15 protein-coding genes and 1 pseudogene are annotated in these 13,517 nt (G+C 60.0%); 9 read left to right on the top strand and 7 right to left on the bottom strand.

What is annotated here, in order from left to right; genetic code table 11:
- Positions 1-55: 55 nt before the first annotated feature.
- Positions 56-622 (top strand): TetR/AcrR family transcriptional regulator, encoded by a 567-nt coding sequence (locus tag JKA62_RS15350; RefSeq protein WP_011334288.1) that lies wholly within the window; start codon positions 56-58, stop codon positions 620-622.
- A 53-nt stretch (positions 623-675) separates the two neighbouring features.
- Complete coding sequence (locus JKA62_RS15345; RefSeq protein WP_007951263.1) at positions 676-1,155, top strand: nuclear transport factor 2 family protein; 480 nt, start codon at positions 676-678, stop codon at positions 1,153-1,155.
- A 42-nt stretch (positions 1,156-1,197) separates the two neighbouring features.
- Here the strand turns inward: JKA62_RS15345 and sfnG are convergent, their stop codons facing one another.
- On the bottom strand, positions 1,198-2,292 hold the full coding sequence (gene sfnG / locus JKA62_RS15340) for a dimethylsulfone monooxygenase SfnG (protein ID WP_011334289.1): 1,095 nt from the start codon (positions 2,290-2,292) through the stop codon (positions 1,198-1,200).
- Between the two features lie 258 nt (positions 2,293-2,550).
- On the opposite strand from sfnG, the gene JKA62_RS15335 reads away from it, so the two are divergent.
- On the top strand, positions 2,551-3,330 hold the full coding sequence (locus JKA62_RS15335; RefSeq protein ID WP_011334290.1) for a TSUP family transporter: 780 nt from the start codon (positions 2,551-2,553) through the stop codon (positions 3,328-3,330).
- Here the strand turns inward: JKA62_RS15335 and nudC are convergent.
- From nudC to JKA62_RS15320, 3 genes are all read right to left on the bottom strand, one after another.
- The gene (gene nudC, locus JKA62_RS15330; protein WP_011334291.1) at positions 3,298-4,128 is read right to left on the bottom strand and encodes an NAD(+) diphosphatase; all 831 of its coding nucleotides are present in this window, start codon (positions 4,126-4,128) and stop codon (positions 3,298-3,300) included. The two genes, JKA62_RS15335 and nudC, sit on opposite strands and share 33 nt — an antisense overlap.
- A 6-nt stretch (positions 4,129-4,134) precedes the next feature.
- Positions 4,135-4,947: a crotonase/enoyl-CoA hydratase family protein gene (locus JKA62_RS15325; protein WP_011334292.1), complete on the bottom strand. Its 813-nt coding sequence runs from the start codon at positions 4,945-4,947 to the stop codon at positions 4,135-4,137.
- Positions 4,948-5,029: 82 nt separating this feature from the next.
- Complete coding sequence (locus tag JKA62_RS15320; RefSeq protein WP_011334293.1) at positions 5,030-5,803, bottom strand: class I SAM-dependent methyltransferase; 774 nt, start codon at positions 5,801-5,803, stop codon at positions 5,030-5,032.
- Positions 5,804-5,961: 158 nt separating this feature from the next.
- Between JKA62_RS15320 and JKA62_RS15315 the strand changes: the two genes are divergently transcribed.
- From JKA62_RS15315 to JKA62_RS15290, 6 genes are all read left to right on the top strand, one after another.
- Positions 5,962-6,495, top strand: coding sequence for a tetratricopeptide repeat protein (locus JKA62_RS15315; RefSeq protein WP_011334294.1), 534 nt, complete (start codon positions 5,962-5,964; stop codon positions 6,493-6,495).
- A gap of 62 nt (positions 6,496-6,557) precedes the next feature.
- Complete coding sequence (locus JKA62_RS15310) at positions 6,558-7,043, top strand: RNA polymerase sigma factor (protein ID WP_080511038.1); 486 nt, start codon at positions 6,558-6,560, stop codon at positions 7,041-7,043.
- Complete coding sequence (locus JKA62_RS15305) at positions 7,040-7,798, top strand: anti-sigma factor family protein (protein ID WP_011334296.1); 759 nt, start codon at positions 7,040-7,042, stop codon at positions 7,796-7,798. The genes JKA62_RS15310 and JKA62_RS15305 overlap by 4 nt, the downstream gene beginning before the upstream one ends.
- A 50-nt stretch (positions 7,799-7,848) precedes the next feature.
- Positions 7,849-8,475 carry a bifunctional nicotinamidase/pyrazinamidase gene (gene pncA / locus JKA62_RS15300; RefSeq protein ID WP_011334297.1) on the top strand — a complete coding sequence of 209 codons (627 nt, stop codon included), beginning with the start codon at positions 7,849-7,851 and terminating at the stop codon, positions 8,473-8,475.
- Between the two features lie 377 nt (positions 8,476-8,852).
- On the top strand, positions 8,853-10,232 hold the full coding sequence (locus JKA62_RS15295) for a hypothetical protein (RefSeq protein ID WP_201818491.1): 1,380 nt from the start codon (positions 8,853-8,855) through the stop codon (positions 10,230-10,232).
- A 67-nt stretch (positions 10,233-10,299) separates the two neighbouring features.
- Complete coding sequence (locus JKA62_RS15290; RefSeq protein ID WP_011334299.1) at positions 10,300-11,229, top strand: hypothetical protein; 930 nt, start codon at positions 10,300-10,302, stop codon at positions 11,227-11,229.
- Between the two features lie 39 nt (positions 11,230-11,268).
- Here JKA62_RS15290 and JKA62_RS15285 read toward each other — a convergent pair.
- From JKA62_RS15285 to JKA62_RS15275, 3 genes and pseudogenes are all read right to left on the bottom strand, one after another.
- Positions 11,269-11,412 (bottom strand): annotated as a pseudogene (locus tag JKA62_RS15285) (GNAT family N-acetyltransferase); the annotation flags it as partial.
- Positions 11,413-11,423: 11 nt separating this feature from the next.
- A complete protein-coding gene (locus tag JKA62_RS15280) occupies positions 11,424-12,725 on the bottom strand; it encodes an ATP-binding protein (RefSeq protein WP_011334301.1) in 1,302 nt (433 codons plus the stop codon).
- A gap of 4 nt (positions 12,726-12,729) precedes the next feature.
- Complete coding sequence (locus tag JKA62_RS15275; protein WP_007960391.1) at positions 12,730-13,431, bottom strand: response regulator transcription factor; 702 nt, start codon at positions 13,429-13,431, stop codon at positions 12,730-12,732.
- Between the last annotated feature and the right edge of the window lie 86 nt (positions 13,432-13,517).

Raw genomic sequence — 13,517 nt, 5'->3', positions numbered from 1 at the left:
AGATGAACAAAATATCTGCTTGACCAAGGAGAACGATCGTTCTACTGTTCACCACATGAACGAAATCACACGCAACGACACAACCCGAGACATCATTCTGGATGTCACCGAAAAGTTGATCTACAAAAGTGGCATCGCGGCCACCGGCATGGATCTTCTGGTGAAAACCGCCGGCGTTTCCAGAAAGAGTATCTACCGCTACTTCGCCAACAAGGAGGAGCTGACCGTCGCCGCCCTGCAACGCCGCGACGTGCGTTGGATGCACTGGTACAGAAGCACCGTCGATCAGGCCGAAACCCCGGCCGACCGCCTGCTCAACCTGTTTACCGTGCTCAAGGGCTGGTTCGCCTCGGAAGGCTTTCGGGGCTGTGCCTTCATCAATACCAGTGGCGAAACCGGTGATCCCGAGGATCCGGTCCGCCTGGTCGCCAAAGACCACAAACAGAAACTGCTCGACTACCTGTGCGAGCTGTGTACCGAACATGGTGCCGAGGATCCGCAACTGCTGGCCAAACAGCTGCTGATCCTGATTGACGGCGCCATTACCGTAGCGCTTGTGATGGGTGATCACAGTGCCGCCGATAATGCGCAATGCATGGCGCGAAAGTTATTGGACCTGTAACGCCTTAATAAGCCTGACACGTTGTTTAACTGTTAATAGATCGGGAGACAAACATGTCTACTGCAGCCGAAGTTCGTCCGCCATTGCCACCGTTCAACCGTGAATCGGCCATTGAAAAAGTTCGTCTGGCCGAGGATGGCTGGAACTCCCGCGACCCGGAGCGCGTGTCGCTGGCCTACACCCTGGACACCAAATGGCGGAACCGCGCCGAATTCGCCAACAACCGCGAAGAAGCCAAGGGTTTCCTGACCCGCAAATGGGCCAAGGAACTGGATTACCGCCTGATCAAGGAACTCTGGGCCTACTCCGACACCCGCATCGCCGTGCGCTACGCCTACGAATGGCACGACGACTCGGGCAACTGGTTCCGCTCCTACGGCAACGAAAACTGGGAGTTCGACGAGCACGGCCTGATGTTCCAGCGTTACGCCTGCATCAACGACATGCCGATCAAGGAAAGCGAACGCAAGTTCCACTGGCCGCTGGGCCGGCGCCCGGATGATCATCCGGGGTTGTCGGAACTGGGTCTGTAATTCAGCAGCCGATCCCTCCTGCTCAGTGTGCAGGAGGGATCTTCAGGCAACTTCGGCAGTCCGGGCCGATTGCGCTTTGGCTTCCAGCTCCCGCACCAGCGGCAACACCCGCTGACCGAAATACTCCACCTCTTCCTGAAAATGCAGGAAACCCGCCAATACCAGGTCCACCCCCACCGCTTTCAACGCCACGATCCGTTCGGCAATCTGCTGCGGCGTACCGATCAGATTGGTCTTGAAGCCGTCGTTGTACTGCACCAGATCCTCAAAGGTCGATTTGGCCCAGTTGCCCTCACCTTCCGGCGACGCCCTGCCCGCCTGTTTCGCTGCATCACCGAAGGCATTCACCGCTTCCGGGTCAGCCTGATCGATGATCTGCGCCAGCACCGCTTTGGCTTCTTCTTCGGTATCTCGGGCGATCACAAAAGCATTCACCCCGATTTTTACTGAATGATGGTTTGCCGCCGCTTTGGCGCGAATGTCGTCGACCTGTGCCTTGATGCCCTCGACGCTGTTGCCGTTAGTGAAATACCAATCCGACACCCGCGCCGCCATGTCACGTGCGGCACGGGAGCTGCCGCCCTGAAAGATTTCCGGGCGGCCCAGCGGCTTCGGTTTGAGGCTGTAGTTGTCGAAGCGATAGAAATCGCCACGGAAGGTGAAGTTGTCCTGACTCCAGATCCCTCGCAATGAACGGATGAACTCTTCCGAGCGACGATAGCGCTCGTCGTGCTCCAGCCAATGCTCGCCAATGGCCTGGAATTCGCCCCTGAACCAGCCGCTGACGATATTCACCGCAATCCGGCCGTTGGTGAGTTGATCGATGGTCGCCAACTGTTTGGCCGCCAGTGCCGGTTGCCACGGGCCGGGCAAGATGGCGGCGATGACTTTGAGTTGGCTGGTGGCCGCGAGCAGCGCGTGGCTGAAGGCAACCGATTCATGCTGAAACTCGGCGCCGTAACCGGCGGTGAAGCGGATTTGCGTCAGGGCGTATTCGAAACCCGCCGCCTCGGCCAATTGCGCCAGTTTGCGGTTGTAGTCGATGCCCCAGTCGGTGCGTTGCTCGATCCTGCTGACCACCAGCCCACCGCTGACGTTCGGCACCCAGTAGGCAAATTTCACGGCTTGCTGACTCATTGGCGTGTCCTCGGGACAGTTGATGAAGATGAGTGAGCTAGAGCAGCAAGCGTGCCAGCGGCGGGAGACCCGGTTTTATTGGGGTTTCAGGCAACAGGAATGCACGGTGAGAGGGTGAATTGTTGGGTGCGTGTTGGGTGGGCAACAGTTGAGCCGTCGCTGGTCGAGTCTTATGGGTCGCCGCAACATTCGGAAATGAGTAACATGACTGCCCTCCCCGCAGCCCAGCTCTGCGCCCTGCCGAAATAAGCCGATTCCATGCCTTTCGAACTCAGCGTTGACCTCACCACCCTGGCCGTTCTGGCTCTTGTCGCTTTCATTGCCGGATTCATCGACGCCATCGCCGGCGGTGGCGGTCTGTTGACCACACCGGCGCTGCTCACTGCCGGCCTGCCGCCGCACCTGGTGCTGGGCACTAATAAACTGAGTTCGACCTTCGGCTCGGCCACCGCCAGTTTCACCTTCTACCGACGCAAGCTGTTCCATCCCAAGCAGTGGATGCACGCCATCGTCGGCACGCTGGTCGGTGCGCTGACCGGTGCCATCGTCGCCCATTACCTGCCCGCCGAATGGCTGAACAAGATGCTGCCGGTGATCGTCTTCGCCTGTGGCCTGTACCTGTTGTTTGGCGGCACGCCGAAAGCGCCGTTGGACAGCGATGCACCGATCAAAAAGAAGTGGCAATCGACCCAGGGCTTCAGCCTCGGTTTCTACGACGGCGTGGCCGGCCCCGGCACTGGCGCGTTCTGGACTGTCAGCAGTCTGCTGCTGTACCCGATCGATCTGGTCAAGGCCAGCGGCGTGGCGCGCAGCATGAACTTCGTCAGCAACATTGCGGCGCTGTCGGTGTTCGTGTTTTCCGGGCAGGTGGACTGGATCATCGGCCTGAGCATGGGCCTGTCGGTGATGGTCGGCGCGTTCTTCGGGGCGCGCACCGCGATCAGCGGCGGCGCCAAGTTCATTCGTCCGGTGTTCATCACCGTGGTGCTGGGGTTGACCGTGCGCCTAGCCTGGCAGCACTGGTTCAGCGTGGCCTAAGCGCCGCGCCACATAGACGTCGATCAGGTATCGGGCAATCGATTTGGACGCCGGCAATGGCGGCAGATCGTGCACGTTGAACCACTGGGCGTCTTCGATCTCGTCTTCCTGGCAGACAATTTCGCCACCGGCGTATTCGGCATGGAAGCCGAGCATCATCGAGTGCGGGAACGGCCAGCACTGGCTGCCCATATACTGAATGTTCTTCACCTCGATCTGCACTTCCTCGCGCACTTCGCGAATCAGACAATCCTCGGCCGATTCCCCCGGTTCGGCAAACCCGGCCAGCGTGCTGTAGACCCCGGTGACAAAACGCGGTGAGCGCGCCAGCAGCACTTCATCGCCACGGGTCACCAGCACGATCATGCTCGGCGAAATCCGCGGATAACTGCGCAGATCGCAGGGCTGGCAATACATCGCCCGCTCCCGCGGCACCTGGGTCATGGCCTGACCGCAATTGCCGCAAAACCGGTGTTCCCGAGCCCACGTCCCGATTTGCGCGGCGTAGCCCAGCACTTTGTAGATCGTGTGATCGCCGTCGAGCATGAACGCCCGCAGGCCTTTCCAGTTGCAACCCGGCACCTCGCTGGTGCTGTGCAGTTCCAGCAGATACACCGGTTCGCCATCGAGATGACCGATACCGTGTTCGGCGAGGATCGACAAGTCCTGGCGCTTGAGCCATTCCCGGGGGAACAGCACGCCGTTGTCATCGAACAGGAAACCCTCGGGGCTGCGCGCCACGGCCCAGCCGCCGGGTTGATCGGTGTCCAGTACTGCAGTGGTCCAGCGAGATGTCATGGTTTCTCAATCCAGAAATTCGGGTTTCTGTTTGCTCATATGGGCGGCCATGGCCACGCGCAAATCGTTGGATTGCAGCATGGCGGCGTTCCAGGTGGCAACGTACTCGAGACCGTCGTCAATGCGATGGTCGCGCATGTAGCTGATCATTTCCTTGGTGCCGGTGACCGCGATCGGCGACTTGCCGGCGATGTCCCGGGCAATGTCCATCACGCCTTCGATCAAGCCGTCCTTGTCGCTGTAGACGCGATTGACCAGGCCGATGCTGCGCGCTTCTTCGGCGCCAAAGGTGCGACCGGTGTAAGCCAGTTCACGCAGCATGCCGTCACCGATGATCCGTGGCAACCGTTGCAAGGTGCCGACGTCAGCCGCCATGCCGATGTCGATTTCCTTGATCGAGAATTGCGCGTCTTCGGCGGCGTAGCGCATGTCGCAGGCGGCGATCAGGTCGATAGCGCCGCCCAGGCAATAACCCTGGATCGCCGCGAGTACCGGTTTACGGCAATTGTCGACCGCATTGAACGAGGCTTGCAGGGTCAGGATCTTTTTGCGCAGCAGGCGCGCATTGCGGCCCACGTCCTTGCCCAGCTCATTGGCCACACCGGCCAGCATCATCAGGTCGATGCCCGAGGAGAAATGTTTACCGGCACCGCTGAGCACCACCACCCGCACTTCGTCGGTGTCGTCGATCCACTGGAACACCTCGACGATTTCGCTCCAGAACGCGGCGTTCATCGAGTTGATCTTTTCCGGACGATTGATCTGCACATGGGCGATGTTGTCGGCCAGTTCGACGCTGAAGGCGGTGTATTGAGTCATGGCAGAAATCCTTTACCGGGCTGAAAATGAGGCCCGAACTATAACAAGGCATCAGCACGGCGGTTCGGCCAAATGCGGGACTCTAGCCGTTCTTCACCGCGACGAAGGCGGCGGTCTCGTAAGGCACCGTCACTATCTCCCTGCCCCGCAGCTGCGGCTCGCCGGCAATCAGTTGAGCAATCTGCTCGTCGATCTTCGCGCGCTGCTGATCGCTCAGCGCGGCAATGAAACTGGTGGAGCGCACCCGGTTGAAAATCACATCTTCCGGCGAGCCGGTGTGGCCATGCTGAAAGTGCTGGGCCTGCAATGGCCCGAACGCCGGATGGGGAAAAGCCTTGCGCCATTCGCCGGTATAGAAGCGCGGTGTATCGCCTTCCAGCGCATTGACGATGGCGTCCAGCTTGGGCACCCAGTCGATCCGGGTGTCGCGCAGGTTCCAGATCAGGCCCAGTTTGCCGCCCGGTTTGAGGACCCGGGCGATTTCATCCAGCGCCTCGGTGCTGGCAAACCAGTGAAAGGCCTGCGCGCACACCACCGCATCCACCGAGGCATCGGGCAACGGCAGATCCGTTGCCGTACCGCTGACGGCCAGCACCTGCGGCCAGGCCAGCGACAGTTTTTCCAGCATCTGCGCCACCGGTTCCACGGCAATCACCTGGGCGCCGGTCGCCACCAGCCGTCCGGTGAACTTGCCGGTGCCGGCGCCGAGGTCGATAACGGTCTTGTGACCATTGAGGCCCAGTGTGCCCGTCAGCCATTCGCTGACCGCCGGCGGATAGTCGGGCCGGCCTTTGACGTAGGTGTCGGCAGCGGTTTTGTAGCCGCTGGCAGCCGCGTGGTGAACCTGATCTTTCATGGCCAAACTCCCATGGTAGAACTGCAGATCGACGACGAACGATGACGAGCATAGCGCCGGAAAAAGGGCTTTCCTTTAACAAAGCCTGACAAAGCAATGAATAAATTTTCACCCTGTGGTGTTCAAAGTGAAACATGACCCCCTGTGGAGCCTTGCCCATGACTATCCGTTCCGTTATGTTCGCCGCCCCGTTGCTGGTGGCCGCGATGTTGTCCAGCCCTTTGGCCCTGGCCCACGGCGATGAAGACGAGCCGGTGCAGAAACCCAACTGCCCCAAAGGCCAGGTGTTCGACACCAAGACGCAGAAGTGCGTGATGCAGACCAGCCATCTGGTGCCCGACGCCGACCGGACCGACTACGCCTACCGTCTGGCCAAGGCCGGCCGTTATGAAGAAGCCCTGGCCCTGCTCGATACGCTGGAACAACCGAACACCGCCAAGGCCCTCAACTATCGCGGTTACGCCACGCGCAAACTGGGGCGCACTGACGAAGGCATCGGTTATTACCTGCAATCGGTGAAACTCGATCCGCAGTACGCGCAAGTCCGCGAGTACCTGGGCGAAGCCTATGTGATCAAGGGCCGCGTCGATCTGGCGCAGGAGCAGTTGCAGCACATCCAGAAGATCTGCGGCACGACCTGCGAGGAATACCGGGACCTGGCCGAAGCCATCAACGATTCATCGAAAACCTGACACGACACGTGGAGGCGAACATTTTCAGCGATCAGGCCTTCAGGGCCGAACTCGGGCAACACCTGGCGCGCCTGTGGCGTTACGGCTTGCTGCTGTCGCGCAACCGGCACGTGGCCGAGGATCTGGTGCAAGCCACCTGCGTGCGGGCGCTGGAGCGTTCGGGTCAGTACGTGGCCGGCACACGCATGGATCGCTGGCTGCTGAGCATTCTGCATTCGATCTGGCTCAACGAAGTGCGCGCCCGCCGGGTGCGCCAGGGCCAGGGCGTGGCGGACGCCGACAGCCAGCTGACGTTCGATGGCGAATACGCCGCGCAAACCCACGTCATGGCCGCGCAGGTGATCCGCCGGGTCGATGCGCTGCCGGAAACCCAACGTGAAACGGTGTATCTCGCTTACGTCGAGGGCCTGTCCTATCGCGAAGTCGCCGAAATCCTGCAAGTACCGATCGGCACGGTCATGAGCCGGCTGGCCACCGCGCGCCTGAAACTGGCCGAATACCCGCCGCTGCAAGCGGTCCCGAACAGCCCCGCAGGAGACCGGCAATGAATGCGCCTTCCGACGAGCAACTGGTGGCGTATCTGGACGATGAACTGGATCGCGAACAGCGCAGCCAACTCGACAACCTCATCGCCGACGATCCGCTGCTGAGCCTGCGGGTGCAATGGCTGAGTCGCAGCAGTCTGCCATTCAAGGCGGCCTACGACGAACTGGCGCAACAGGCGCCGCTTGATCGCTTGCAGGCCCGGCTCGACGCCGCGCCGTCACCGCAGAAACCCGTTTTCAGCCGGCGCTGGTTCATCGGCGCAGCGGCAGCGGGCGTTGCACTCGCCGCTGTCGCGGCGGACCGCTTGTTTCTGGCCTGGCAGGCACAGCAATCGCACAACTGGCGCGAGCTGGTGGGCGATTACATGGCGCTGTATGTGCCGCAGACCCTTGAGCATTTACCTACCGACGAGGCCTCGCAATTGGCGCAGTTGCGAACCGTCGATGCGCGGCTCGGCGTGAGTCTGTCGCCGGCGAAACTGAAACTGCCCGGTGCGCAGTTCAAACGTGCGCAATTGCTTGAATATGGCGGTGTGCCGATTGCGCAGATGACCTGGCTCGATGCCAAATATGGCCCGCTGGCGCTGTGCGTCACCCGAACCAACAGCGGCAGCCAGCCGCTGGCCCATGAGCGCCGGCACGGAATGAACGTGGTGTACTGGACCGAGCGTGAACACGCCTGGATGCTGATCGGCCATCACCCGGCTTCCGAGCTGGAAGACATGGCGAAAATGTTTAAGACCCGGCTGAACGTTTAAAGAATTTTGTCACTATGCTGCTCGGGTGATTTTCCCAGAAGGATGGATTTATGCCGATTTCGCCACGCACCGCCCTGCTGGTCATCGACGTGCAGAACGACTTCATTCCCGGCGGCCAGTTGGCCGTGCCCGAAGGTGACCTGATCGTCCCGCTGATCAACCGGCTTGCCGGGCAGTTCAAGCAAGTGGTGATCGCCCAGGACTGGCACCCGGCCGGGCATGCTTCGTTTGCCTCCAGCCACCCCGGCCGCCAGCCTTACGACGTGATTCAACTGCCGTATGGCGAGCAGACACTGTGGCCGGATCACTGCATTCAGGGCTCACGCGGTGCCGAGTTTCACTCGGGACTCGATCTGCCCCATGCGCAATTGATCATCCGCAAGGGCTGCAACCCGGACATCGACAGCTATTCGGCGTTTCTGGAAGCGGATCGCGTCACGACCACGGGTCTGGCGGGTTATCTGAAGGAACGCGGCATCGACACGGTGTACATGGTCGGCCTGGCGCTGGATTTTTGCGTGATGTTCTCCGCCTTGGACGCGCGAGCGTCGGGGTTCAATGCGTTTGTGGTGCTGGATGCTTGCCGGGCGATTGATTTGAACGGCTCGCTGGCGGCAGCGATCGAGCGGATGCAGGTGGCCGGGGTCGGGCTGATCCAGTCGACTGAACTGCTCTGATGATGCCCGTTCCCGCCTAGCGCACTGATCGTTCCCACACTCTGGACTGACCGCGGTCGCGGGGAATTAGGCTCTGTAACTGTTGTGCGAGGCAATTCGGTGGCGAAGCATTTCGCCCAGTTGCTGTACGTCGTCCACCTGATTGCTCTCGTAGAGGAGCGATACCGCGAAGGTCGATCATGGCAGGTTCAGCGTCGAGGCGTACGACAAACCCGGGACGTGTCAACCGGTCTGCAACGGGAAGATTACGACGAACGGTTGATTTTTCGGGGTTCACCTGTCAGATCTGACAGTAGCAAGGCACGGACGCGCGGTGTTTGATGACGGTACCCGTTGCAGCTCACGCAACCACTATCTCGAATACCAGGGCGCAGAAGATGAGCAGTCCGTTTACGGTTTTTCCCGCCAAAATTGTTGGGGGAGTCAAGAGCCCCATTTACTACCCCGACCCCAACGTGAAACCACACTACGGCGTACCGCTCGCACTCTTCTCCGTGCCCGGCGATTTGCTGCGCCTTGAGATTATTCCCTGGGACAAGCAGGCGGTGAACGATAGTGGATGGTTGATCATCAACAAGGGCGCTCCCCTATTCATGAAAACCATCCAAACGGGGGAAGACGGCAAGACTTTCTTCCATGACGTGCCTAAAGCCTTTTTAAATGATGGCCTCAACACGCTGGTGGTGCGGGTCACTAACCAGGTCCAGCCCGGAGGAACGGATTCGATTGATCTGCTAACACTGGTCCACATTCCGCGCCCGGGAGGAGAAGTGGCGGGTTCGGGACCCAATCCGAATCTGACTTTTACAGTGTCCCACACGAGCGTAGGTCCCACAGAGGCTGCAAACGGGGTCGATGTCACCTTGCGCTACACCTACATGCGAGAAGGTGACGTTATTGGCCTTGATCTGGACGGTCGATCCTATCCGCATACAGTGACCGCAACACAGGCTTTGCTTGGCCAAGTGGTCATAAAGCTCTTCGCCAAGGATTTCTGGCAGGACAATAAACAGTTCGCCATTCGTTTCCGGGTGACTGACAGTCTCGGCAACACATCGGGCCCGCTGGCGATCTGGTCGGCAACCACCAACATCGATGTGCAGGTGAAACAGCCTGCCCTCGATCTTATCCCCCCCAAAGTACTGGAAGCGAAGGAAGCGAACGGTACGCAATTGAATTTCGAGAAGGATTTTTATCAGAACACCCACGCCACCGTAGAAGTGCAATACACGGGTTCCAACGCAGGACAGAAAGTCAGAGTCTATTGCATCGGACGCGCGGAAACTTACGGCAGCGAGACCCAGACAGTTTCTTCAGCCGGGCAAAAATTGACGTTTTTGATCCCGCGTCGAGTGATCGTCGACTCCATCGCCAACAAGATCCAATTCTCTTACACCGTTATTCTGCCGAACACAGAACCCGAGCGTCCCTCCAAAGACCTCGACGTCAACATCACCCGACAGAAGCACATCTGTGGCGTACCCACGATCAACGCTGCCAGAGACAACCTCAGGCTTTACGCCCCAAATCCCCTCGAAGCGCAATACACGGTACGTATTTCATTGACCATCGATGGTCAGACACGTCTCGACAGCCAAGAGATCCCTTACGTCCAGGGTTCCTACATGGACTTCGGGGTTCCGCGAGGCTGGGTGAGCAGCAACCCAGGCAAAACCGGCTATTTCAACTATTCCATCAGGCGTACGGGTAGCACGGACCTCATCATTTTTTCGCCGTATGTGAAGGTCCTCCTCTAGGAAGACTCATCTTCAGCAATAACGCCAATCACTCACCGGCCCGTTAACAGGGGCCGAGGGTCCGGTCGTGCACAAGATAATCAACTTACTACTTTTGGCTCTGCTGGTCGGTTGCGCACAAGTGGCGACTCCGCCGGCCGACACGATCAATGGCAACGGCGCACAAGTACTCAGCGGCCCGGCCATCGCGGCGCAACTCAACACCCTTTACAGTCGCACCTTCCCCAACTGCAACAAATCCGACTCGCAGCCAGCATTCCTGTGTTCAGGGGTGACACTGCGGGTCACGGTAAAAGATCCGAACAATCAGTACAAAGTCTGGGACCCTAGCCCGACATCGGTCGGGTCAGGTGGAGTTTCTTTCTCCTATCTGCGCAGTGATGCCAATTTCGGCCGTCTCGCGTGGGGTAATCAGAATGGCTACATCCTGTACCCGATTTTCGAAGCCCCCGCTGACAAGATCGATCTGGATTATCTGTGTGCCTACCCCCAGGATGCCTGGACCTGGCATCGCGATCCGAACAGTGTCTGCGGTCCTCATAAAGACTACCCAGTGCAAAGTCAGCTTTGTCAGAACGCCGGAGTGACAACTGCGGAGCAGTGGCTCGCTGTCTGGAACATCGCGGGCGGTAACCCGAATCTGCGTCAGTGCGGATTCGATATTCGTGACGAGCGCAATGCGCTCGGCGGCATTGCGTTTTATCAATCTGTCCGAGCCAAAACGCTAAGGGGAGCGGCTGGATTCGTGGAGCATAACGAAGTCATCATCAAAACCTGGACATCCAGAAACCCGAACATTTTTCCGATCATGGCTTTTTTCTATATCGCTGGCGGCACCAACGCCGGTCTCGCGGATGCCCAGTACAACCAACGGGACTTCTACAACTCGACCAACCCGAAAATCGTCGTGCCGATCATTGCACTGACACCCGCGAACAGCGTGACCGACAAAGCCACCTTCAGCTTTCTCGCCGGGGATCAGGCGGTCACTCAATAATTTGAGTGCCCCGCCAGAGGAGGTTTTCTGATAAGCGACTCAAGCTCGGGTTGAGCGACGCAGCCGCGCCATGCTCAAGGTATCGAGCCACTGCCCGTCGCGCACGGCGTAGTCGCGAAACAGGCCCGCGGTCTCGAAGCCGAACTTGCGGTAGAGGCCGATGGCCGCCTCGTTGTCGGCGTACGGAACGATCATCAGGTCGGGGTTGGCAGCCAGAGCCTGAACCTCGCCCCACCCAACGGCGAACCTTCCACCGTCAACGTCCCGCCTTGGGCTTCCAGCGCCCGCCGGCTGATCGCCAGCCCCAGGCCAAACCCGCCGGTCGCCCGATCGCGGCTGCGGTCCAGTCGATAGAACGGCTCGAAAATCCGCTCCCGCTCGTCTTCCGGAATGCCGATTCCGTCATCGTCCACCCAGATCTCGCAGCCCTTCGGGCAGACCTGCACGCCAATCTGAATGCGCTTTTCGCAGTAGCGCATGGCGTTGCGCAGCAGGTTCTGAATCGCGCGGGCCGTCAAGCGCGGGTCGAGGGAGAAGCGTTCCAACTGATTGTGCAGCAACACATCGATGACGATTTCCGGGGATTCCAGTTCTTCATCGACGCTGCCCAGAATGCTGTCGATGAACTCGTCCAGCGACACTTCGACCTGCTCCGGCAACTTCGCCGGATTCTGCAGGCGACTGTAGGACAGCAACTCCAGCACCAGTTCATCCAGTTCACGAATGTGCGCGACCAGCCCTTGCAAGCGTTCGCGGCTGGCTTGCGGCAAGTCATCGGACAGCGCCAGCGCCAGGCCGAAGTCCAGGCGGGTCAGCGGCGTGCGGAGTTCGTGGGACACGGCGTTGAGCAGATCGCGTTGCTGGTTGAGCAGGTTTTCGATGTCGCCGGCCATGGTGTCGAACACGTGGGCCAGGCTGCCGATGTTGGAGCTCGGGCCAATCTGCGTACGCTCGCTCAAATGGCCCTTGCCGAAACGTTCGGCCGTGCCCTTGAGGCGTTCCAGATCGCGCCAGTGCGGACGAAACCAGAGCAACAGGCACGCCAGCAGACTCGCGCCGATCAGCACGTTGATGCTCCAGTACAACAGGTTCACGTCCATCGGATCCGGCGGCACCACCATCTGCACCGCCATTTCGTCGTTCAGTGGCGTGACCGCCAACGTGCGCCAGCCCCAGTCGCCCACCCGCACCATGTTCTCTCCGCGCCGCAGCCGCTCTTGCTCGATGGCGGTGAAGCCGGGGTCATCGATACGGGCGAGCACGATGTGCAGCGGCTGGAAGTCCTTGTCCATCGACGCCGCGAGCGCCGGCCACTGATCCTGCGGCACCGCGCGAAACTGCTTGGTGATCAGCGATTGCAGACCACGGGAATAGTCGAGGTTGTAGGTGACGAACCGCTGCTTGAACACCATCACCACCAGATCCGGCACCAGATAGATCGCCGCACTGTAGGAGACGATCGTCACCAGATAGAGGCGAAACAGGATTCTGAACATCGAATCAGCATTCCCACTCGGAACGGCTGAACAGATACCCCTTGCCCCACACGGTCTTGATCTTGCGCGCCTCGCCGGCGTGGTCGTCGAACTTGCGTCGCAGCTTGGAAATCGCCACGTCCACCGAACGGTCAGTGCCGTTGAACTCGATACCGCGCAGGCGTTGCAGGATCTGGTCGCGGCTCAGCACTTCACCGGCATGACGGGCCAGCACCACCAGCAGGTTGTATTCGCCGCTGGACAGTTCCACCGGTTGTTCGCGCCAGGTCACCGTGCGCTCCGACAGGTCGATGCACAGGTTGCCCATCAGGATCCGGTCGTTGGCGGTCATCGGCTCGCCGAGGCTGCTGCGCCGCAGCAAGGTGCGTACCCGCGCCAGCAGGACCCGTGGCTCGCAGGGTTTGGTGACGTAATCGTCGGCGCCCATTTCCAGGCCCAGTACCTGATCGTGGCTGTCGTCACGGGCGGTGAGCATCAGGATCGGCAGCGTTGCCGAATCGGCCCGCAGCAATCTGCAAACCTGCAAGCCGTCGAGGCCCGGCAGCATCAGGTCGAGAATCACCAGATCCGGCGGATTGAGCCGCGCCCGTTCGCGCACATGGTCGCCACGGCCGATCACGCTGACGGAGTAACCGTTGCGCTCCAGATAGCTGGAAATCAGTTCGGCGAGGGCGGTGTCGTCTTCGACCAGAAGAATGTTGGGCATTGAGGTGATCCAGAACAGGCGGTGGCGACTGCTATGTCGCAAAAAATTTCAAGGCCTGAAGGATATACGCCCTCGCCCGTCCCTGA

This window comes from Pseudomonas sp. B7 (assembly GCF_016735645.1).
GTDB lineage: Bacteria > Pseudomonadota > Gammaproteobacteria > Pseudomonadales > Pseudomonadaceae > Aquipseudomonas > Aquipseudomonas glycinae.
Note: the sequence above shows the minus strand (reverse complement) of the source record. Positions and strands in the feature narration are given on the sequence as shown.

Bases quoted from the DNA above. Each gene is read 5' to 3' on its own strand.
- JKA62_RS15350 (WP_011334288.1), top strand. From the start codon at position 56: ATGAACGAAATCACACGCAACGACACAACCCGAGACATCATTCTGGAT.
- JKA62_RS15345 (WP_007951263.1), top strand. From the start codon at position 676: ATGTCTACTGCAGCCGAAGTTCGTCCGCCATTGCCACCGTTCAACCGT.
- sfnG (WP_011334289.1), bottom strand. From the start codon at position 2,292: ATGAGTCAGCAAGCCGTGAAATTTGCCTACTGGGTGCCGAACGTCAGC.
- JKA62_RS15335 (WP_011334290.1), top strand. From the start codon at position 2,551: ATGCCTTTCGAACTCAGCGTTGACCTCACCACCCTGGCCGTTCTGGCT.
- nudC (WP_011334291.1), bottom strand. From the start codon at position 4,128: ATGACATCTCGCTGGACCACTGCAGTACTGGACACCGATCAACCCGGC.
- JKA62_RS15325 (WP_011334292.1), bottom strand. From the start codon at position 4,947: ATGACTCAATACACCGCCTTCAGCGTCGAACTGGCCGACAACATCGCC.
- JKA62_RS15320 (WP_011334293.1), bottom strand. From the start codon at position 5,803: ATGAAAGATCAGGTTCACCACGCGGCTGCCAGCGGCTACAAAACCGCT.
- JKA62_RS15315 (WP_011334294.1), top strand. From the start codon at position 5,962: ATGACTATCCGTTCCGTTATGTTCGCCGCCCCGTTGCTGGTGGCCGCG.
- JKA62_RS15305 (WP_011334296.1), top strand. From the start codon at position 7,040: ATGAATGCGCCTTCCGACGAGCAACTGGTGGCGTATCTGGACGATGAA.
- pncA (WP_011334297.1), top strand. From the start codon at position 7,849: ATGCCGATTTCGCCACGCACCGCCCTGCTGGTCATCGACGTGCAGAAC.
- JKA62_RS15295 (WP_201818491.1), top strand. From the start codon at position 8,853: ATGAGCAGTCCGTTTACGGTTTTTCCCGCCAAAATTGTTGGGGGAGTC.
- JKA62_RS15280 (WP_011334301.1), bottom strand. From the start codon at position 12,725: ATGTTCAGAATCCTGTTTCGCCTCTATCTGGTGACGATCGTCTCCTAC.
- JKA62_RS15275 (WP_007960391.1), bottom strand. From the start codon at position 13,431: ATGCCCAACATTCTTCTGGTCGAAGACGACACCGCCCTCGCCGAACTG.